The sequence below is a fragment of the Glaciibacter superstes DSM 21135 genome (assembly GCF_000421145.1).
Taxonomy (GTDB): domain Bacteria; phylum Actinomycetota; class Actinomycetes; order Actinomycetales; family Microbacteriaceae; genus Cryobacterium; species Cryobacterium superstes.
Genome location: NZ_ATWH01000002.1, coordinates 393,196 through 413,004, shown reverse-complemented (window position 1 = coordinate 413,004; position 19,809 = coordinate 393,196). Strand labels below are relative to the sequence as shown.

The window sequence follows — 19,809 nt, the reverse complement described above, 5'->3', positions numbered from 1 at the left end:
GGTTTGCTGCTACCGGGCGAAAAGGCCGCGGTAGTACTCGTATGTCCACCCCACGAGGCTGATCACGCCGATCCCAACGGCAATGAAGCAGATCCAGAACCCGACGGCCAGACCGAGGAACAGCAGCGCGGCACTGCCGGCGAGCATGATCGGCCACCAGCTCCACGGGCTGAAGAACCCGAGTTCAGGATCACCGTCATCGATATTCGCGTCCGGGCGGTCCTCCGGGAGTTCACCGCCCTGTGCGGCATACGTGCGCCCCAGATAGAACGCAACGAATGCCAAGAACACACCGGTCAGGCCGAGGGCCAACGTGCCAACCCATTCGACCTCTCCGTAGTGCGGATCGACCAGGTGCCACACGACATAGAGAGCCGCAGCGGCGAAGAAGAAGACCGAAATAGTCCAGAACAGGATTGCATTGGCTCTCATCTACTTCACCTTCTCTGACGACACATCGTAGGTCGGCGCATCTGGTGCGTCCTTTGCTGGCCCGATGCCCAACGGAATCTCGACCTCTGGGTGGTTCAAGTCGAATGCGGGGCGTTCGGAACGGATGCGCGGTATGGACGTGAAGTTGTGGCGCGGCGGCGGGCACGACGTGGCCCATTCAAGCGAGGCACCGTAGCCCCACGGGTCGTTGACAGTGACCTTGGGGGCCTTCCGTGCCGTGAGGTACACGTTCAACAAGAAAGGAATCATCGACACGGCGAGGGTCATGGCTCCCAGCGTTGACAGCTGATTCATCCAGGTGAAGCCGTCATCGGGAGAATACGTGGCGTACCGCCTCGGCATCCCGACGACTCCCAGCCAGTGCTGCACCAGGAATGTCGTGTGGAAGCCGATGAACAGCAGCCAGAAGTGCCACTTGCCAAGGCTCTCGTTGAGCATCTTGCCTGTCCACTTCGGCCACCAGAAGTAGAACCCGCTGAACATGGCAAACACCACGGTGCCGAACACGACGTAATGGAAGTGAGCGACCACAAAATAGGTGTCTGAGACGTGGAAGTCGAGCGGCGGCGATGCCAGGATCACCCCGGTGAGACCACCGAAGGTGAAAGTCACGAGGAAGCCGATTGCCCACAGCATGGGTGTTTCGAAGGTGATCGACCCTCGCCACATGGTGCCGATCCAGTTGAAGATCTTCACACCGGTCGGTACCGCGATCAACATGGTCATCAACGAGAAGAACGGCAGGAGAACCGATCCGGTGACGTACATGTGGTGTGCCCACACCGTGACAGACAGGGCTGCGATCGAGATGGTCGCGTAGACCAGAGTCTTGTAGCCGAAGATCGGTTTTCGGCTGAAGACCGGGAACACCTCTGAAACAATGCCGAAGAACGGCAAGGCGATGATGTAGACCTCCGGATGCCCGAAGAACCAGAACAAGTGTTGCCAGAGGATCGCTCCCCCGGTCGCTGCGTCGTAGATATGCGCGTTGAAGATACGGTCCGCCGCCGCCGCGAGCAGGGCGGCTGCGAGAACCGGGAACGCCATCAGGATGAGGATCGACGTGACCAGCGCGTTCCAGGTGAAGATCGGCATCCGGAACATGGTCATGCCGGGCGCACGCATGGTGATGATCGTGGTGATGAAGTTCACGCCACCGAGGATTGTCCCGAATCCGGACAGGCCCAATCCCACCATCCATAGGTTGCCGCCGACCCCTGGAGAGAACGTGGTACTGGCCAGCGGTTGATAGGCGAACCAGCCGAAGGATGCCGCGCCCTGCGGGGTCAGGAACCCGGCAACCGCGATCAGGCTGCCGAAATTGAACAGCCAGTACGAGAAAGCGTTCAACCGGGGGAACGCCACGTCTGGCGCGCCGATCTGCAGCGGCATCAGCGCATTCGCGAACCCGAAGAACAATGGCGTCGCGAACATCAGCAGCATGATGGTGCCGTGCATCGTGAACAGCTGGTTGTACTGCTCTTTGGTCTGCACGATCTCGAGGCCGGGTTCGAAGAGCTGCGCACGGATGATGAGCGCCATCACCCCGCCGAGGCAGAAGTAGACGAACGACGTAATCAGGTACATGTAGCCGATCACCTTGTGGTCGGTCGACGTCACCCACTTGACCAGGATGTTGCCCTTACGCTGCGCATTCGGTGAGCCCAGTGGAGGAGCTGCGGGGGCCGGCGTCGGGGCCGGTGCTGTGGTGGTACTCATGGGTCAGTGCCCCTCCTCGATCGTCGGGGCATTCGTACCCGGAAGGTTCTGGTTGCGGTCGTAGTCCGTGCCGAGTTGCCCCTCATTGCCCGCATCCCGCAGCGATTCGATGTAGGCGTCGTAGTCGGCCTGCGACACGACCTCCACGTTGAACAGCATCAGCGAGTGGTATTCACCGCACAGTTCTGCACACTTGCCGGCGTAGGTTCCGATGCGCTCCGGCGTGACCGTCATGTAGTTGGTCTTGCCTGGAATGACGTCTTTCTTGTAGAGGAAGTCGATCACCCAGAACGAATGCACGACGTCGCGGGATTCGAGGGCGATCTCGACACTCGCGCCAACGGGCAGTACCAGGACGGGAAGCTCGGACTCGATGATGGCGCCTTGCGCACCATCCGGGTCGTCCTGCGCCTGCACGCCGGCCGAGTACACGTCTTCGTCGACGTAGTTGAAGTCCCATGACCACTGCTTGGCCAGGACTTCGATCTTGACGTCAGGACTGGCGTCGCGCGCTTCGATCGCTGACTGATCGCGCGCCGTGAAGGCGAAGAAGCCCAGTACCAGAATCAGCGGCACAACCGTGTAGAAAATCTCGATCGGCATGTTGTAGCGCAGCTGCACAGGGAGGCCGGTTTGGCCCTTGCGCCTGCGATAGATCACGACGGCCCAGATCAGGAGGCCCCAGGTGATGATTCCGACGATCAGGAGCACGATCCAGGATGTCGTCCAGAGTCCTGCGACGCGCTCGGTGTGATTCGTGACGGGCTGGTCGCTGCCCTCAAAACCGGGCAGGAACCCATTGAGCTGGGTCTGCGTACAGCCCGCAAGGACAATGGCTAACGTCGCTGCGACTGGAATTGCAGCCCATCGAAGACGGCGGTTTTTGCGCACCGGTGACCTTTCGGGAGACTCGAGGGCACTTCACAGGAAGTGCTTTGATCGACTCCTAGCCTACTCCGAGACACAGCCTGCGGTGTGCACGCTCGCCGTCGATTGCGGGTCGACATCGTCGATGCTGGCGGTCATTCCCTGGTAAGTCGCTCCTGACACACCTGTGGGAGACCGCCCGGACGGGCGATCTCCCACGGCAAATGTCTATTCGCTCAGTGGAATGAGTCTCCGCACGCGCAGCTTCCGCCCGCGTTCGGGTTGTCGATAGTGAATCCCTGCTTCTGGATGGTGTCCTCGAAATCGATGGATGCCCCATCAAGGTAAGGCACGCTCATCTTGTCGACGACAACTTCGACACCGTCGAAGTCGACGACGGCGTCACCGTCGAGAGCACGCTCGTCGAAGTAGAGCTGGTAGATCAGGCCGGAACAGCCACCAGGCTGCACAGCGACGCGGAGCCTCAGATCATCGCGACCCTCCTGGGAAAGAAGGCTGCGCACTTTGTCGGCCGCCGTTGTACTCAATCCCACACCGTGCGCTGTACCGGTGGGTGCAATCCCAGCGGGTGCAGTACCGGTTGATTCGATGGTGTCTGTCATGGTGCTCCTTACGGTTCTCCGCCTGTTCAGGCCAAGCCTAACCTCTCCAACCGGGAATGTGCCTGATACATTCCGGCGTTCGATCAGTGGCCGGTTCGTTCGTTCAGCCGCGAAAGCAACAGAGCCTCGCTCAGCAGCGCGCGCTTGAACACGCCGAGATGCAGCGATTCATTGGGGCTGTGCGCGCGCGAGTCTGGGTCTTCCACCCCAGTGACCAGGATCTGGGCCTCTGGAAACACCCTCACCAAATCGGCGATGAATGGGATCGAACCGCCGACACCGATGTCAACAGGCTCGCGGCCCCAGGCGTCCTGCATGGCGCGCCGGGCTTCGGCGACTGCCCAACCGCTGGTGTCAACGAGGAACGGCTCTCCGGTGTCGACATCATCGATCTCGATCCGCGCACCGAATGGAGCATTCTGCCTCAGGTGTTCCTCGATGGCCGAGAACGCATCATCCGCTGCCTGCCCAGGCGCTATGCGCGCGCTAATCCTCACGCTCACTGAAGGTGACAGGGTATTTGAGGCGTTGGCAACGCTCGGGGCGTCGATTCCGGTCACGGTGATCGCCGGCTGCGACCAGATGCGGCTGAGTATCGACCCCCTACCGATCGGACTCACCCCATCGAGAAGCCCGGTTTCGGCCCTGAGCTGTTCCTCAGAGTAGTCCGGCGTGCCGGCCAGACTCCCCGTCAGGCCCGCGACGGCCACAGAGCCGTCATCGTTGTGCAGGCTCGCCAGCAAACGAACGGCGGCGAGCATTGCGTCCGGCACGGCCCCACCGAACATTCCGGAGTGCGAGGCATGGTCGAGGGTACGGATGCCGAGGCGGAACGTCACGTTGCCACGCAGGCCGATCGTGAGCGCCGGGGTTGTGGTGTCCCAGTTGCCGGAGTCGGCGACAACGATGGCATCCGCCCGCAGCGCTTCCCGGTTCTCCTCAAGGAATGTGGCGAACGAGCGACTGCCGAACTCCTCTTCGCCTTCGATGAACAGTGCAAGCCCCAGTTCGAAGTCCGGCCCCGCCGCCTCTACCAGCGCCCTGATCGATGCGATATGCACCATCACGCCTGCTTTGTCATCTGCGGCGCCTCGCCCATACAGGCGGTCTCCGCGCACGGTCGGTTCGAATGCCGGCGATTCCCACTCGTCATCCGAGCCAGGAGGCTGCACGTCATGGTGCGCATACAACAACACCGTCGGCCGGCCGTTTCGAGCCGCACGAGTGGCGAGCACTGCGGGTTGGCCGAGCTCCTGCGTGCCCGGAATCTGCGCCTGCTTGATCTCTACCGAATCAAACACGCCGGTGCCGAGCGCCAGATCCGCGACAGCCTGTGCGCTGGCCGCGACGTGGGTGCTGTCGAATGCTGCCCACGAGACAGAGGGTATCCGAACCAGTCTGCCAAGGTCTGCCAGTGTCGCAGGGAGTCCATTCTCGACGGCAACGCGGAGCGCAGCCTCCAAATCGGGCGTGGAAGCTGGGAGTGTCTGTTCGGAATCCGTCATGCGGGTAATCTTAAGGGACTGACTATCAAGGACCTGATGTGGCAAAGCACCCCGTGACCCCAGACGCAGAGCCGTCAACCGAAACCACCGCCGAATCGGCCGCCAGGCTCGCAGCCGGCCAGAGCGCCGGCAAGGGACAGGCGACCCCGACCCGAAAAGAGCAGGAAGCGCTGCGAAAGCGGCCGCTGGTTCCAGACGACCGCAAGCTCGCCGCTCGCCAGGCTCGGGCGAAGACCCAGGAAGCCAGGGACCGTGCCCGCGTCGGAATGGCCGCAGGCGAAGACAAGTTCCTCCCGGCCAGGGAGCGCGGCCCGCAGAAGCGATACGTGCGCGACTACGTCGACGCCAGGTTCAACGTCGGGGAGTTCATGATCCCGGTCATGTTCCTCGTCATCATCCTGACCTTCTTCCCCGACCGCAACGTGCAGACCTACGGCATCCTCGCACTCTGGGCGTTTTTCATCGTGGCCGTCGTCGACTGCGTCATCCTCGGCTTCCTGATCACCCGAAAGATCGAGAACAAGTTCGGAAAGAGCAAGGCCGAACGCGTGCGCTGGTACGCGGCCATGCGGGCGCTGCAGCTCCGGGTCATGCGCTTGCCGAAGCCCCAGGTCAAGCGCGGCCAGCACCCGGTCTGATCGGCCGAAATTGCTGTGATGGCGTCAGTTTCTCTACGCCGAGCTCGGGGTTCTTTTGCGCCCGAAAACACCAGAACGCACCAGTGGCACTCGCAGCTCCTCATCGGTCAGCGCACCGTGCTGGCCGACCATGGAGCGCCCGGACTGATTCGACTCCCGACTGTCGTAATAAGCGACCCGCTTGCGGGCAATAACGACAACATCACCGATGCGGGGACGTACGGCGTCGTGCACCCGACCGAAGAGCCCTGCTGCCACCGCTTCATCTCGCGTCACTACCCAGGCCCGCTCGCCCTCGACAGACCGCCATGCCTGGGCAAGCGAATCAGCGGTGACCCTGTCCTGGTTCGGTTCGAGGTAGAGCTGGACGCACCGCGGTTCGCCGCCGACATGGCGCACTCCGTCGACCAACTCCGGAACGGTGTCGAACAGGACGTGGCCGGAGGCCGGTACGTCGATCACTCCGTGGTCTGCCGTCACCAGCATGCCTGCATCCCTGCCCAGTTCGCTCGCGAACCGCAACAACTGCGAGTCCAGCTCTTCCAGCGCTGCCAGCCAGGCCGCGGATTCCCACCCTTTGGCGTGCGCTGCGACGTCGAGTTCTGACACGTACAGGTAGACCAGTGCACGGGGATTCTCGGCCAGGATCCGACGGGCTGCATCAAATCGGTCGGGAATGGCGTCGGCGATGACGTACGTCGCCCCCCTGAGCACAGCGCGGGTGAATCCGGAATCGGCGAATCGCTTGATGCCGATCGCGAAGGAAGGGATTCCGGCATCCGCTGCACGCTCGAACACAGTCTGTTCCCGTTGCCAGCTCGCCGGATCCATCCCGGTGTCCCAGCCGGTGAGCTGGTTGACAACGCGGTCGCGCTCAACGTCCAGAACCCGGTAGCCGACGAGTCCGTGAATGCCCGGTTCCACCCCGGTGGTGAGGGTAGCTATTCCGGCAGCCGTCGTCGCAGGGAACACCCCGTCGATGATGTCGGCCTTCTTCATGTGAGCAGACAGGAATCGCGCGTGCCCGGCCCTGGCGCGAACCGAGCCGGCACCGAGTCCGTCGGCGAGTACCACGACGGCCTGCGACACCGGAGGAAGTTCAAGGACGTTCTCCTCGCCGTCGATCGCCAGCAGGCAACTTGGAAGAACGTCGGCAAGGCGCAGGGCGCTGAATCGGCGGGCCGGTAGCATGGGGGGCATCGGGGCCAGTCTGGCACAGGCCGCCTCCGTACCCGCGATGACCCGGTCGTGCCGAGGCACCCCCTGAAGCAGAATTCACGAATGAGCCGCTCAGACAGCACCACATCCCCAGACGCCCCCGGCGTTCCTTCAGTTGAACGCATTGAAGAGGTCGACGTCTCCACGGAGATGGAGGGATCCTTCCTCGAGTACGCCTACTCGGTGATTTACTCGCGAGCCCTCCCCGACGCTCGCGACGGGCTCAAACCCGTGCAGCGACGCATCCTGTACCAGATGAGCGAAATGGGCCTGCGCCCGGATCGCGGGCATGTGAAGTCGGCGCGCGTGGTCGGCGAGGTCATGGGAAAGCTGCACCCCCATGGCGACACCGCGATCTACGACGCCCTGGTGCGGATGGCGCAGGCCTTCACCCTGAGGGTCCCCCTCATCGACGGTCACGGGAACTTTGGCTCGCTCGACGACGGGCCAGCTGCACCTCGCTACACGGAGGCCCGCCTGGCTGCGTCAGCGTTGGCAATGACGGAGAACCTCGACGAAGACGTCGTGAACTTCGTGCCGAACTACGACAACCAGCTGACACAGCCGGATGTGCTGCCTGCCGCGTATCCGAACCTTCTGGTCAACGGTGCGAGCGGCATTGCTGTCGGCATGGCCACGAACATGGCCCCGCACAACCTGATCGAGGTGGTCGGCGCCGCCAGGCACCTGCTGGCGAACCCGGAGGCATCTCTCGACGAGCTGATGGAGTTCGTGCCGGGGCCCGACCTCCCGACCGGAGGCACCATCGTGGGCCTGGCCGGCATCAAGGACGCCTATGCGACCGGCCGTGGAAGCTTCAAGACCAGGGCGAAGGTGTCGGTTGAGGCCATCACCGCGAGGAAGACGGGCCTCGTCGTCACCGAACTGCCGTACCTGGTCGGGCCGGAAAAGGTGATCGAGAAGATCAAGGACGGCGTCACGTCGAAGAAACTGAGCGGCATCTCAGACGTCACCGACCTCACGGACCGCACCAAGGGCCTCCGACTGGTCATCGGCATCAAGACCGGCTTCAGCCCTGAGGCTGTGCTCGAGCAGCTGTATCGGTTCACGCCGCTCGAGGATTCGTTCAACATCAATGCCGTTGCCCTCGTCAACGGCGGACCACAGACGCTCGGCCTTCGGGAGCTGCTCCAGGTTTACGTCGGACACCGAATCGAGGTGGTCACCCGCAGGTCGGCCTGGCGCCTGGCACGGCGGAAGGAGCGCCTGCACCTGGTCGAAGGCCTCCTGGTCGCGATCCTCGACATCGACGAGGTCATCCAGGTCATTCGCACCAGTGACGACACCGCCCAGGCCCGCGCCCGCCTGATCGACGTCTTCGACCTCAGCCAGGTGCAGGCCGAGTACATTCTCGACCTGCAGTTGCGCAGGTTGACCAAATTCTCCCGGATCGAGCTGGAAGCAGAACGAGACAAGCTTCTCGCTGAGATTGCGGCGCTCGAGGAGTTGCTCGCGAGCACGCAAGCGATCCGCACCCTCGTCTCCGACGAACTCGCCGCGGTCGCAGAACGCTTCGGCACGCCCCGCCGCACTCTCCTCACCGAGGCCAGGCCGAGCATCGCCGGTGCTTCTGCCAAACGCACGGCGGCTGTTCTCGAGGTGCAGGACGCCCCCACCCGCATCTACCTGAGCGCCACCGGACGCATCGCGAGGGTCGACAGGCAGGCCAGCCAAGATGCGCAACCCGAACGGATCACTCCTCCACAGAGGCGCAGCAAGCACGATGCGGTGTTGTCTGTGCTTGAGACCACCAGCCGCACCGAGATCGGCGCGATCACCAGTCTTGGCCGCCTGATCAGGTTCTCCCCCGTTGACCTGCCCGTCATGCCTGCCGCCTCCATCCAGTTGGGCGCCGGGGTACGGATCGCGGACTACCTCGCCTTGTCCAACAGACAGGAGAAGATCCTCGCACTGGTGTCACTCGAGTCAGAACGGGCCATTGCGCTCGGTACCAGGGAGGGCATCGTCAAGCGCGTCACTCCGGGCGACTGGGCGAACCGCCCGGACTTCGAGGTCATCGGGTTGAAGCCGAAGGACGAAGTAATCGGCGCGGTGCAGGGCTCCGACGACGACGAACTGGTGTTCGTCGCATCCGATTCACAACTTCTTCGTCTTCCCGCGGCATCCGTTCGCCCCCAGGGTCGCGCGGCCGGCGGAATGGCCGGCATCAAACTGTCGGCCGGAGCGCAGGTCATCTACTTCACCAGTCTGTCTCCGGATGCCGCGGCGCAGGCGATTGTCGCCACCATCGCAACCGGAAGCCAGACTCTACCCGGCACCGACCCGGGCAGCGCGAAGGTCTCGGATTTCGTGGAGTATCCCGCAAAGGGCCGTGGCACCGGCGGCGTCCGTGCCCACCGCTTCCTGAAAGGCGAAGACACGCTCGCCATCGCCTGGGTCGGGCCGGCGCCCGCGCGTGCTGTTGGGCCAGAAGGCTCGCCACGTTCCCTGCCGGACTCCGGTTCTCGCCGTGACGCGTCAGGAACCCTGCTCGAAGCCGTCGTCGGCCGGATCGGTGCCCAGATCGCCTGAGCGCACCCTCACCGAAGCGTGAGCTGGGCACTCTTAACGTCCTTGGGTTCAAGGGGTCGGCGCTGAAAATCGGACTCTTAGACGTCGATCCGGTCGCGGCTGAGTTGGTCTGAACTCATGGTGATGAACTCCTTGCGCGGTGCGACTTCGTTACCCATCAGCAACTCGAACACCCGCCCGGCGTTCTCGGCGTCGTCGATCCGCACGCGACGCAGGGTGCGGTGCGACCGGTCCATGGTGGTGGTGGCCAGCTGGTCGGCATCCATTTCTCCGAGGCCCTTGTAGCGCTGGATCGGGTCCTGGTAGCGCTTACCGCTTCGCTTGAGGCCGGCGAGCACGCCCTGCAGTTCCGCCTCAGAATAGGTGTAGATCGTCTCGTTGGGCTTGCTGCCCGGGTTCATCACAACCACCCGATGCAGCGGCGGCACCGCGGCGAAGACCCGGCCATCTTCAATCATCGGCCGCATGTAGCGGAAGAACAAGGTGAGCAGCAGCGTGCGGATGTGTGCGCCGTCGACATCAGCATCGCTCATGATGATGATCTTGCCGTAGCGGGCCGCGGAGAGCTCAAAACTCCTGCCGGAGCCTGCCCCGATCACCTGGATGATCGACGCACACTCAGCATTGCCCAGCATGTCGGCGACGGATGCCTTCTGCACGTTGAGGATCTTGCCGCGGATCGGCAGGAGCGCCTGATGTTCGCTGTCGCGCGCCAGCTTCGCGGTGCCGAGCGCCGAATCGCCCTCGACGATGAACAGCTCACTCGTTGCCACGTCGTTGCTCCGGCAGTCGACGAGCTTTGCCGGGAGGGAAGAGCTCTCCAGCGCGTTCTTTCGACGCTGGGTTTCCTTGTGGGCGCGAGCGGAGATCCGCGACTTCATCTCTGCGACGATCTTGTCGAGCACCAGCGCCGACTGGGTTTTGTCGTCGCGCTTGCTGGAGCCGAACCGCTCGCTCATCGCCTTCGCCACGACGTTCGCCACGATCGCGCGCGCAGCGGGAGTACCGAGCACTTCCTTGGTCTGGCCTTCGAACTGCGGTTCGGGCAGGCGCACAGTGACCACCGCTGTCAGCCCAGCCAGCACGTCGTCTTTGTCGAGCTTGTCAGAGCCGGCCTTCAGCCGCCTGGCGTTCTGCTCCACCTGCGCACGCAGGAACTTGAGCAGACCGGCATCGAAACCGGCCAGGTGTGTGCCGCCCTTGGGCGTTGCGATGATATTGACGAAGCTGCGAACGATCGTTTCGTAACCGGTCCCCCAGCGCAGCGCGATATCCACGTGGCACTCACGGCTCAGTTCGGTGGGGACCATCGCCCCCTTGTCGGAGAGCACGGGAACCGTCTCAGTGAAGGTGCCGTCGCCAGTCAGCCGCCAGGTGTCGGTGATCGGCGCATCGGTGGCCAGGTGCTCGACGAACTCCGAGATGCCGCCATCGAACCTGAATGACTCGTTGATCGGCTGCTCGCCGCGGAGGTCGGCGACCTCGAGGGCCAGGCCCGGTACGAGGAAGGCGGTCTGTCGTGCCCTACCGAGGAGTTCCTCGGTCTGAAAGGTGGCCCCCTTGGTGAAAATCTGCCGATCTGCCCAGTAACGGATGCGCGTGCCGGTGACACCGCGCGCCACCTTCCCGACGACGCGCAGTTCGCTCTTCTTCTCGAATGGCGTGAACGGGGCATCCGGGCTCTTCTCGCCGGTATCGGCGAAGATACCGGGCTCACCGCGATGGAACGACATCGCCCAGGTCTTCCCATTACGGTCGACCTCGACGTCCAGTCGTTCGGAGAGCGCGTTGACGACGGATGCGCCGACGCCGTGGAGTCCGCCGGACGCCGAATACGATCCGCCGCCGAACTTCCCGCCCGCATGCAGCTTGGTGAAGACGACTTCGACGCCCGACAACCCGGTCTTCGGTTCGATGTCGACGGGGATTCCGCGGGCCGTATCGCTCACCTCGACGCTCTCGTCGGGATGCAGGACGACGGCGATGCCGGAACCGTAGCCGCCGAGCGCTTCATCGACCGAGTTGTCGATGATCTCCCAGAGGCAGTGCATGAGCCCGCGGGAGTCCGTCGAACCGACGTACATGCCGGGGCGTTTGCGAACGGCCTCGAGCCCTTCGAGGACGGAGAGGTGGCGTGCGGAATAGTCGGAACTCACAACGGTTAAGCCTACTGACCGCGCGGCGTCACAACAGGACCGACACCCATGGTCATTCGCTACGCGGTGAGCGAAATACCGCCCGCTAGAGCCCAAACCTCGGCGGCGCGTGTTTACATGGGGTGTCAGGTTAATCGTTTCTTATCTGAGGAGGAGCACATGTCCCAGATCGCCACCCAAAACGGTGCCATCGGCGAACACGGTGTCGATGAGCACAGTGCCCCCCAACAGCTCACGGCAGCCGACCGGTGCGACGCCTGCGGCGCGCAGGCCTACATCCGCGTCGTCGTGAACAACAGCGAGTTGCTGTTCTGCGCCCACCACGGTCGCAAGCACCAGGAGAAGCTGGCCGCCATCGCGGAGAGCTGGCACGACGAGTCGAGCCGCCTCTTTGAAGACCAGCGTTCCTAGAGACTGATTGCTGCCGGGAGCCTTTAGGAGTTCCCGGCAGAGTCTCCTTCCGGAGCGAGTCCAAGCCGCACAGCAACCTGGTTGCGTGCGGCTTGTGCTATCTGGTCGACCTGGGTAGCCCGCTCGCCAGCGGCATATGCAGCACCGTGCCTCGCCAGGATGATCGTGAGCAGATGATCGGCAAGCACGGGATTGCGTGCCAGGACCGGGCCATGCAGGTGTGTGCAGAACACCTCTCCCATGACGACGCCCTCCGTGCCGCTCCCGTTGCCTGATCCGGAAAGTACCCGGCCGAGAGGCGACCCCTCCGCGCCCGTATAGGCGCGCGCATGGTTCTCAAAACCGACAAGCCGTCCATACTTCGACGAAATCACAAGGTCGTCTATCGCGCGCTCCCCACGGGGAATCGCGCGGCCAGCAACGATGCCAAGCCCCTCAAGCACTGAACCGTCGCCGTGTTCGATTCCCCAGCTGAGGAGTTCCCACCCGGTGCCGATCGCGAGGACGGGGACGCCGCTCGTGACGAGTTCACGAAGCCGGGACTGCAGCGTCAGAAGTACGTCCCTCGCCGTTTCGAGGTCGGCGTCTGAGCCAGAGCCGATGACGACGGCATCCGTCTGTTCCGGCAGCTCAATCACGCTGTTCACTGCGACGACCCTGGCATCATGGCCTGCCCACTCGGCGCGCCTCGCAAGGACCCGGGCGTTTGAAGCGTCACCATTGGTGTCGAGAAGTTCGGGGAGCAGCACCGCGATGGTGAGCATGCCGGTCACGCCGCCTCCTCCGAATTGGTGGCCAACCTGAGATGGGCACGAGTGCGGCGCATCGAGTCAGCGGAGAAGATGATCGTCTTCTGCCCCCTGGCCGGATCGGGAAGGGCAAGGAAATCGTCGAGTGCGACCGCGAGGTCAGTCTCGATCCGGTCCACCTGCACGTCGTCGTACGCCAATTGCAGGGCAATGTCGTGCGCCTTGGACCCGGACGCGATGAGTACCCGTCCGAGCCTTGAGGTGTCAACAGGCCAAAAGTACGACGGGTCGCGAACGTCGGACCCGATGGCGACGAGAATCTGTTCTGTCCCGGCTTCCAGGCTGTCCACGTTGAGCTGGAAACTAGCCGGATTCTGCACGAGCACGAACTCAACCTGCTTGCCGTGCACCGTCACGATCTCTCCGCGACCGAAGACCGGGGGGATGGCGGAGATCGCCGTGACCGCAACGCGCGCATCAAATCGGGGTCCGAGGATGCTGCCGGCAGCCGCGAATGCACTTGCCGCATCAACGGCATAGTGCGTCCCGCGCGCAGGCAGCCGGACGGTGTGGGTGTGTCCTGCTGCGCGCAATTCGGCCCTGGTCCCATCGACCTCCGTGAGCAACACGCCGTCGTCCGCTGTCATCCGCTCCGTGGTCGTCCTGGTGTATCCCAGACCGCGCGGGCTCTGCGAAAGTACCTCGGTGGTCACCCCGAAACGTACGATCTCCACCCCGGGCACCATTGTCGCTGCGATGTCGGCCAGGTACTGGTCATCGGCATTCGAGACGAGCGCCTCGGTTGCACGAGCCGCGATCTTCGCGAGCATGGCAGTCACCATCTCCGAGTCGTGGAAACGATCGATCTGGTCGACCATCACGTTGGTGAGCAGCACTACTCGGGGCAGAAGGGTAGACGCGATCAGCGCACCGTGCCCCTCGTCCATCTCCAGCACGGCGATGTCACCGTCAACTTGCCCGGTGATGCTGGCCCGTTCAAGGAGGGCGGAGGTCAGGCCCTGGCTGATGTTCGCCGTCGACGGGTTCGTGAAAACAGTCTGGCCATGCGCGCGCAGGGCAGCCACCAGCATCTTGGTGGTGGTCGACTTGCCGCTGGAGCCCGTGACGATCACCAGCCCACCGGGGAAGCTGTTCAGAGTGCGCGCCAGGAATCCGGGCGCGATGCGGTTGACAATAAGCCCGGGGATGGCAGAGCCTCCTCCGGGCTTGCGCCACCTCGCGAGCTTCCGGACGACCCTGCCGATGAGGATCGCCGGTGCATAGCGCACCACAGGACGCCTACTCGAGGTAGTCGCGCAGGGACTGCGACCTGGACGGATGCCGCAGCTTGGCCATGGTCTTCGATTCGATCTGGCGGATGCGCTCGCGAGTGACCCCGAACGTGTCCCCGATCTGGTCGAGCGTCTTCGGCATTCCGTCGCCTAGTCCGAAGCGCATGCGAATGACACCGGCCTCACGCTCCGACAGCGAGTCGAGAAGGCTTTCTAGCTGCTTCTGCAGCATGGTGAATCCGACGGCGTCCGCGGGTACAACCGCTTCAGTGTCTTCGATGAGGTCGCCGAACTCGCTGTCGCCGTCTTCACCGAGCGGAGTGTGCAGTGAAATCGGCTCACGGCCATACTTCTGCACCTCGACGACCTTCTCCGGGGTCATGTCGAGCTCGCGACTCAGTTCCTCTGGCGTGGGTTCGCGGCCCAGGTCTTGCAGCATCTGGCGCTGCACCCTGGCCAGCTTGTTGATGACCTCGACCATGTGCACCGGAATTCGGATGGTGCGGGCCTGATCGGCCATTGCGCGGGTGATCGCCTGGCGAATCCACCAGGTGGCGTAGGTCGAGAATTTGAAGCCCTTGGTGTAGTCGAACTTCTCCACCGCACGGATGAGCCCCAGGTTGCCTTCCTGGATCAGGTCAAGGAACTGCATTCCACGGCCTGTGTAGCGCTTGGCGAGCGAGACGACGAGTCGCAGGTTCGCCCCGAGCAGGTGGCTCTTGGCTCGGGCGCCGTCCTTGGCAACCCACTGCAGCTCGCGCCCAAGTGCATTGCGCTTCTCGGAGTCACTCATCTGCGAAAGCTTGTCTTCGGCGAAGAGCCCTGCCTCGATCCGCATGGCGAGTTCGACCTCTTCGGCCGCGTTCAGCAGTGCGACCTTACCGATCTGCTTCAGGTAGTCCTTGACCGCGTCAGCGGTCGCGCCGGTGATCGCGCTGGAATACACCGGCACTTCGTCCTCGTCGTCGACAAGCGAGAGGACAAGTGCGCCAGAGGGCAGCGGTTCGGTCTGCACCGGGCGCTTCGCACCGTCTTCTGTTTCGTCGTCCTCGAACTCGTCGGTGGCGTCTTTCCCAGCGGCCTTGTCCGGTTGCTCGACATCCGACTCGACATCGCCGGCCTTCGAGCGTTTTGCGGGAGCACGCTTCTTAGGAGCCGCCTTCGGGGCGTCGGTGGCCTGTGCGGCCGAAGCCTTCGCACCTGTGGTCTTCGCAGCTGTGGTCTTCGCAGCGGTGCTCTTCACAGCAGCAGCCTTCTTCGGCGCCGCCTTGGGGGCTGCTGCTTTTGACGCTGTGGTCTTCGTCGCTGTGGTCGTCGACGCAGCCGCCTGCGCGGCCTTCGTAGCGGTCTCTTCGGTCGGCTCAGTCTTTGTGGGGGTTGCCATTCGGACACCTCTCATACTGTGTTTTGTGCGCGTACAGCGCTCCCGGAATCCATCCCAGACCGGGCAGTATCACCCGATTTCGGGCAGTACTTGGACCCATGTCAAGTCCCGGGCGCCTCACTACAGCGCCAATGCCGCGATACACCCGGCATTTTGCGGGACCAGAACGGGTCCTATTGACAATTATTGCATGTTTTGCAAGGAGTGCGAGCCACCCGGTCCGCCAGCCATCGATCCGTTATGGCGAGCCCCTGCGGTGCCTCCACGCCCTTACCAATGCAACCCACAGGGGTGCCACCTGTATTCCCTCATCGCGAGACAACTGCAGGCGGGTGCGACGCCGCGCGCGAAGGAGGAAGCCGACGCCCGCGCCAATCACCAGGAATTGCACTGCGAAAGCCAGGCGGAAGGAGTCGAGGGCGTACAGGTCGCTCTGCTCGCCCTGCCCGACGCGGATGCCGTCCTGCAGGTCAAGAAGCACGCCGATCAAGTACATGGTCACGAAGCTCGCCGTGAAACCGCCGACATTCACCACACCGTTGGCCGAGCCAAGGCTTCGCTGCGGGTTGAACGTGCGTGCGAAGTCGAATCCTATGAGGGACCCTGGGCCTCCGACGCCCAGGACAACGAGCAGTGCGACGATCAACCACATCGGTTGCGGACCAGGCCAGAGAAGCACCACCGTCCAGGCGAACCCGATGACGGCGACGATGCCGAGCACGATATTGCTCCGCCTCAGCGGGTAGCGGGCCGTGAGGATTCCGAGCAGCGGTCCGAACACGATTCCAGCGCCCACCACGATGGTGAGCATTGCCGCTGCCAGTGCAGGGTCGTATCCCAGGCCGTAGACCATGAAAGGAAATCCCCAGAGGAGACTGAACACCGTGCCGGAGGACTGAGTCACGTAGTGCGACCAGAAACCGAGCTGCGTACCCGGCCTGGCGAAGCTGTGACGCAGCTGAATCAGGGCGTCCTTCCAACTGGTCGCCCGGTGCTGATCAGTCCCGAGCGCCGGTCGGTCCCTGACGACAATGAAAACCACGATCATCGCGACAACCGCAACGGATGCCGCCGAGACGAAGGCCGGGGTCCACCCCCAGAGATCGAGTACCCAGGCGAGCGGGATGGCGGAGAGCACCTGACCGAGTTGACCGATGTTTCCCATCCACTGGGACAACTGGGGAACGATTCGCCCGGAGAACCACGAGGAGATCAGCCGAATCATCGAGATGAAGATGGTCGCGTCGCCCCCGCCGACCAGAATGCGTCCGATCACAGCCACCGTGATGGTCGGCGCAAACGCGAGAGTCAGTTGACCGGCGACCATCATCGTTGTTCCGGTGACCATGAGCACTCGCGGCCCGAACCTGTCGATCAGGACACCGACTGGAATCTGCGCGCCGGCGTAGACGATCAGCTGCACGACCGCGAGGCTCGAGAGTACCGCTGCGGAGCCACCGAATCGCTCGGTTGCGGCGACACCGGCGATTCCGAGGGACGTGCGCTGCAGAACGGCGGAAAGGTAGGCGAACGATCCGATCGCAAAGATCAACCAGGACCGACGGGAGTTCACTTCTGTCAGTCTAGCCGAAGCTGACAGGTGCCAAACAGGGTCAGCCGAGCTGGCCGTTGTCCCTGGTGCGGCGAATGGCGAGGAACTTCTCGAGTTCAGCGGCGATCTCGTCGGCGCTCGGAAGCTCGCCGTCCTCATCCGTCAGCGGCGAACGCAAAGGACTGCCCTCCATGTAGGCGTCATAACGTTGCTCGAGTGTGCCGACCAGTTTGGCGAGTTCAGGGTTTTCGTGCACCTGCTCGTCGATGCGGGCGACGAATTCCCGGTTCTGTTCGCGGAGTCGGTCGGTGGGGAAGATCAGGCCGGTGGAAGCACTTGTGCTTTCCAGCGCGGAAAGGGCAGCAGAGGGGAACTCGGTGTCGGCGAGGTAATGGGGAACCAGCAGCACGAACCCGACCGTTGTGGCACCGCTCGACTGGAGCCGGTATTCAACCAGGTGCAGGGCATTCGACGGCACCTGTGTGTGCGGGCGCCAGACCGACATGCTTTCGATGAGGTCTGACCGGTTGCCGCTGACCGTGACCCCGATCGGCCTGGTGTGCGGAACCGGCATCGGGATGGCGTGAACCCAGGTAGTGGACGCGACCCGGAAATGCGCGGCGATCTCCAGCACGGCCGCGGTGAACTGCTCCCACCGGAAGTCGGGTTCGAACCCGGCCAGAAGGAGGAACGGCTGGCCGATCTCATCGGACGCGAGGTAGACCCGAAGGGTGGCCGGCTGATAGTCGGTCAGGTGGTCTTGGTCGAAGTAGATGATCGGCCTGCGTGCCCGGTAGTCCAGGAGTAGATCGGTGTCGAACTCCGCAACGATCGTGTGGTCGAGCGTACCGAGCAGGTATTCGGTGAATTGCGACACCGCTCCCCCGGCATCGGCGAACCCGGTGAGGCCCGCGACCAGGTGTAGGCCCTCCGGGACGCCCTCCGCATCCGCGGTCAGCTCGTACAGGTCACCAGGATCGCGCATGCTTCAACTCTAGGCGTCGGCAGAACCCGGTCACCCGGAAACCGGATGCTGGGGTTCATGCCCAGAGCGAACACGGCAACGGTGCGTTTCGGTGCACAGCGAACGGATGCGCTCATCGTTAGCATCGAAGAATGACATTCCCTTCACTTTCGGTATCACCCCTTTCCGCTCTCGATGCACAAGCCGACGTACTCGTTGTTGCAGCCAAAGTGGTCAATGGCAAGCCCACGCTGCACGCTGAGGCGGGCTTTGCTGTCATCGGAGATCACCTGGAGGCGCTCGGTGTCACCGGCGGGAAGGACGAAGTCACCAGGATTCCGGCGATTGTCGGCTCGGCGGCGAGCATTGCGATCGTCGGACTCGGCTCCGAGACCGGCCCAGACGCACTCCGGTATGCCGCAGGCAGTGCACTCCGCCAGCTCACCGGTGTGGAGTCGATCGCGTTTGCCCTGCCTCTGGAGAACGCAGCCGAGGTGGAAGCGGTACTCGAGGGAGCCGCTCTTGGTGCGTACGCCTTCACCGACTATCGGAAGGATTCCCTGGCCGGGACGAAGTCTCCGGCCGACACGGTGACGGTGCACACCTCCCACGATGCCGAAGATGTCCTGGAAAGGGCGATTGCCATCGCAGGGGCGGTTTCCCTGGTCAAGGATCTCGTGAACACCCCGCCGTCTGACCTCTATCCCGCGTCACTGGCGGATCGGGCCATCGAAGCAGCACAGTCACTCCCTGTCGATGTGCGGGTGTGGGATGAGGCCGAACTCGCCGCAGACGGATTCGGCGGCATCCTTGGCGTCGGCCAGGGTTCCACCAGACCCCCACGGCTGGTCAAGGTGAGCTACTCCCCCGTCGGCGCAGTTCGCCACCTCGCACTGGTCGGAAAGGGAATCACCTTCGACTCCGGCGGGCTTTCGCTGAAGCCGGCAGCATCCATGGTCGGGATGAAGTACGACATGACCGGTGCGGCCACGGTGCTCGGCGTCACGCTCGCCGCCGCGAGGCTCGGCCTTCCCGTGCGGATCACGGCCTGGCTCTGCATCGCGGAGAACATGCCGTCCGGTTCCGCCATCCGCCCGGAGGATGTTCTCCGGATACGGGGTGGAAAGACGGTTGAGGTACTCAATACGGATGCCGAGGGTCGGCTGGTGCTCGCAGACGGGCTTGTCGCGGCCAGCGAGGAGCACCCGGACGCGATCATCGACGTCGCTACTCTGACCGGCGCAGCAACCATCGCCCTCGGGACCCGGTATTTCGCCGTCATGGGTGATGACGACCTGGTCGCACAGGTGCGTTCCGCCAGTCAGGTCACAGGGGAACTCGCCTGGCCGATGCCGCTACCGGGGGAACTGCGGGCACTCCTGAAGTCGCCCGTCGCAGACATCGCGAACGCGAAGATCGGGAACAAGGCGGGTGGCATGCTGCTCGCTGGCGTCTTCCTCAAGGAGTTCATCGGCCGGGTGGGCGACGACGAGAATGCATCCACCATCCCGTGGGCCCACCTGGACATCGCGGGGAGCGCTCACAACGAGGGCTCTGGATGGGGATTCACCGCCGCGGGGCCGACGGGCGTTTCGGTGCGCACACTGGTGCAACTGGCCGAGGAGTTTAGCCGCCCGTAGTACAGTCGTATGGGCAAGTGACGCTTGCCGTTGAACAGCTGCCAGGCACGGCACAACCGTGCCGGCAGGACGTGGCACAGATCGT

General features: G+C 63.5%; 16 protein-coding genes. 4 read left to right on the top strand and 12 right to left on the bottom strand.

All coding sequences use genetic code 11. From position 1 onward, the window contains the following. Positions 1 to 9 precede the first annotated feature (9 nt). The 5 genes from K323_RS24170 to K323_RS0104185 form a co-directional block, all read right to left on the bottom strand. A complete protein-coding gene (locus tag K323_RS24170; protein WP_033372359.1) occupies positions 10 to 432 on the bottom strand; it encodes a cytochrome c oxidase subunit 4 in 423 nt (140 codons plus the stop codon). Further along, positions 433 to 2,172, bottom strand: a complete 1,740-nt coding sequence (gene ctaD, locus K323_RS0104200) for an aa3-type cytochrome oxidase subunit I (protein ID WP_022884036.1) — start codon at positions 2,170 to 2,172, stop codon at positions 433 to 435. 3 nt (positions 2,173 to 2,175) lie between these two features. After that, on the bottom strand, positions 2,176 to 3,063 hold the full coding sequence (gene ctaC / locus K323_RS0104195) for an aa3-type cytochrome oxidase subunit II (RefSeq protein ID WP_022884035.1): 888 nt from the start codon (positions 3,061 to 3,063) through the stop codon (positions 2,176 to 2,178). A gap of 212 nt (positions 3,064 to 3,275) precedes the next feature. Then, on the bottom strand, positions 3,276 to 3,662 hold the full coding sequence (locus K323_RS0104190) for a HesB/IscA family protein (protein WP_022884034.1): 387 nt from the start codon (positions 3,660 to 3,662) through the stop codon (positions 3,276 to 3,278). An 83-nt stretch (positions 3,663 to 3,745) separates the two neighbouring features. Continuing rightward, positions 3,746 to 5,167, bottom strand: coding sequence for a dipeptidase (locus tag K323_RS0104185; RefSeq protein ID WP_022884033.1), 1,422 nt, complete (start codon positions 5,165 to 5,167; stop codon positions 3,746 to 3,748). A gap of 38 nt (positions 5,168 to 5,205) precedes the next feature. On the opposite strand from K323_RS0104185, the gene K323_RS0104180 reads away from it, so the two are divergent. Continuing rightward, positions 5,206 to 5,805: a DUF3043 domain-containing protein gene (locus K323_RS0104180; RefSeq protein WP_026851204.1), complete on the top strand. Its 600-nt coding sequence runs from the start codon at positions 5,206 to 5,208 to the stop codon at positions 5,803 to 5,805. A gap of 33 nt (positions 5,806 to 5,838) precedes the next feature. On the opposite strand, the gene K323_RS0104175 is transcribed toward K323_RS0104180, so the two are convergent. Then, on the bottom strand, positions 5,839 to 7,005 hold the full coding sequence (locus K323_RS0104175) for an alkaline phosphatase family protein (RefSeq protein ID WP_026851203.1): 1,167 nt from the start codon (positions 7,003 to 7,005) through the stop codon (positions 5,839 to 5,841). 81 nt (positions 7,006 to 7,086) lie between these two features. Here K323_RS0104175 and K323_RS0104170 point away from each other — a divergent pair, with 81 nt between their 5' ends. Further along, positions 7,087 to 9,576: a DNA gyrase/topoisomerase IV subunit A gene (locus tag K323_RS0104170; RefSeq protein ID WP_022884030.1), complete on the top strand. Its 2,490-nt coding sequence runs from the start codon at positions 7,087 to 7,089 to the stop codon at positions 9,574 to 9,576. A gap of 77 nt (positions 9,577 to 9,653) precedes the next feature. Here K323_RS0104170 and K323_RS0104165 read toward each other — a convergent pair whose 3' ends face one another. After that, a complete protein-coding gene (locus tag K323_RS0104165; protein WP_026851202.1) occupies positions 9,654 to 11,732 on the bottom strand; it encodes a DNA gyrase/topoisomerase IV subunit B in 2,079 nt (692 codons plus the stop codon). 159 nt (positions 11,733 to 11,891) lie between these two features. Here K323_RS0104165 and K323_RS0104160 point away from each other — a divergent pair, with 159 nt between their 5' ends. After that, on the top strand, positions 11,892 to 12,143 hold the full coding sequence (locus K323_RS0104160; RefSeq protein ID WP_022884028.1) for a DUF7455 domain-containing protein: 252 nt from the start codon (positions 11,892 to 11,894) through the stop codon (positions 12,141 to 12,143). A gap of 23 nt (positions 12,144 to 12,166) precedes the next feature. On the opposite strand, the gene K323_RS24165 is transcribed toward K323_RS0104160, so the two are convergent. The 5 genes from K323_RS24165 to K323_RS0104135 all read right to left on the bottom strand — a co-directional run bounded on the left by K323_RS24165 (position 12,167) and on the right by K323_RS0104135 (position 18,105). Next, positions 12,167 to 12,907, bottom strand: coding sequence for a type 1 glutamine amidotransferase (locus K323_RS24165; RefSeq protein WP_033372434.1), 741 nt, complete (start codon positions 12,905 to 12,907; stop codon positions 12,167 to 12,169). A 5-nt stretch (positions 12,908 to 12,912) separates the two neighbouring features. Further along, the gene (locus K323_RS24160) at positions 12,913 to 14,184 is read right to left on the bottom strand and encodes a MurT ligase domain-containing protein (RefSeq protein ID WP_022884026.1); all 1,272 of its coding nucleotides are present in this window, start codon (positions 14,182 to 14,184) and stop codon (positions 12,913 to 12,915) included. A gap of 7 nt (positions 14,185 to 14,191) precedes the next feature. Then, the gene (locus K323_RS0104145; protein WP_022884025.1) at positions 14,192 to 15,568 is read right to left on the bottom strand and encodes an RNA polymerase sigma factor; all 1,377 of its coding nucleotides are present in this window, start codon (positions 15,566 to 15,568) and stop codon (positions 14,192 to 14,194) included. 238 nt (positions 15,569 to 15,806) lie between these two features. Further along, a complete protein-coding gene (locus tag K323_RS0104140) occupies positions 15,807 to 17,141 on the bottom strand; it encodes an MFS transporter (protein WP_022884024.1) in 1,335 nt (444 codons plus the stop codon). Between the two features lie 40 nt (positions 17,142 to 17,181). Further along, positions 17,182 to 18,105, bottom strand: a complete 924-nt coding sequence (locus tag K323_RS0104135) for a proteasome assembly chaperone family protein (RefSeq protein WP_022884023.1) — start codon at positions 18,103 to 18,105, stop codon at positions 17,182 to 17,184. Positions 18,106 to 18,236: 131 nt separating this feature from the next. On the opposite strand from K323_RS0104135, the gene K323_RS0104125 reads away from it, so the two are divergent. Then, positions 18,237 to 19,724 carry a leucyl aminopeptidase gene (locus K323_RS0104125; protein ID WP_022884021.1) on the top strand — a complete coding sequence of 496 codons (1,488 nt, stop codon included), beginning with the start codon at positions 18,237 to 18,239 and terminating at the stop codon, positions 19,722 to 19,724. The last annotated feature ends 85 nt before the right edge of the window (positions 19,725 to 19,809 follow it).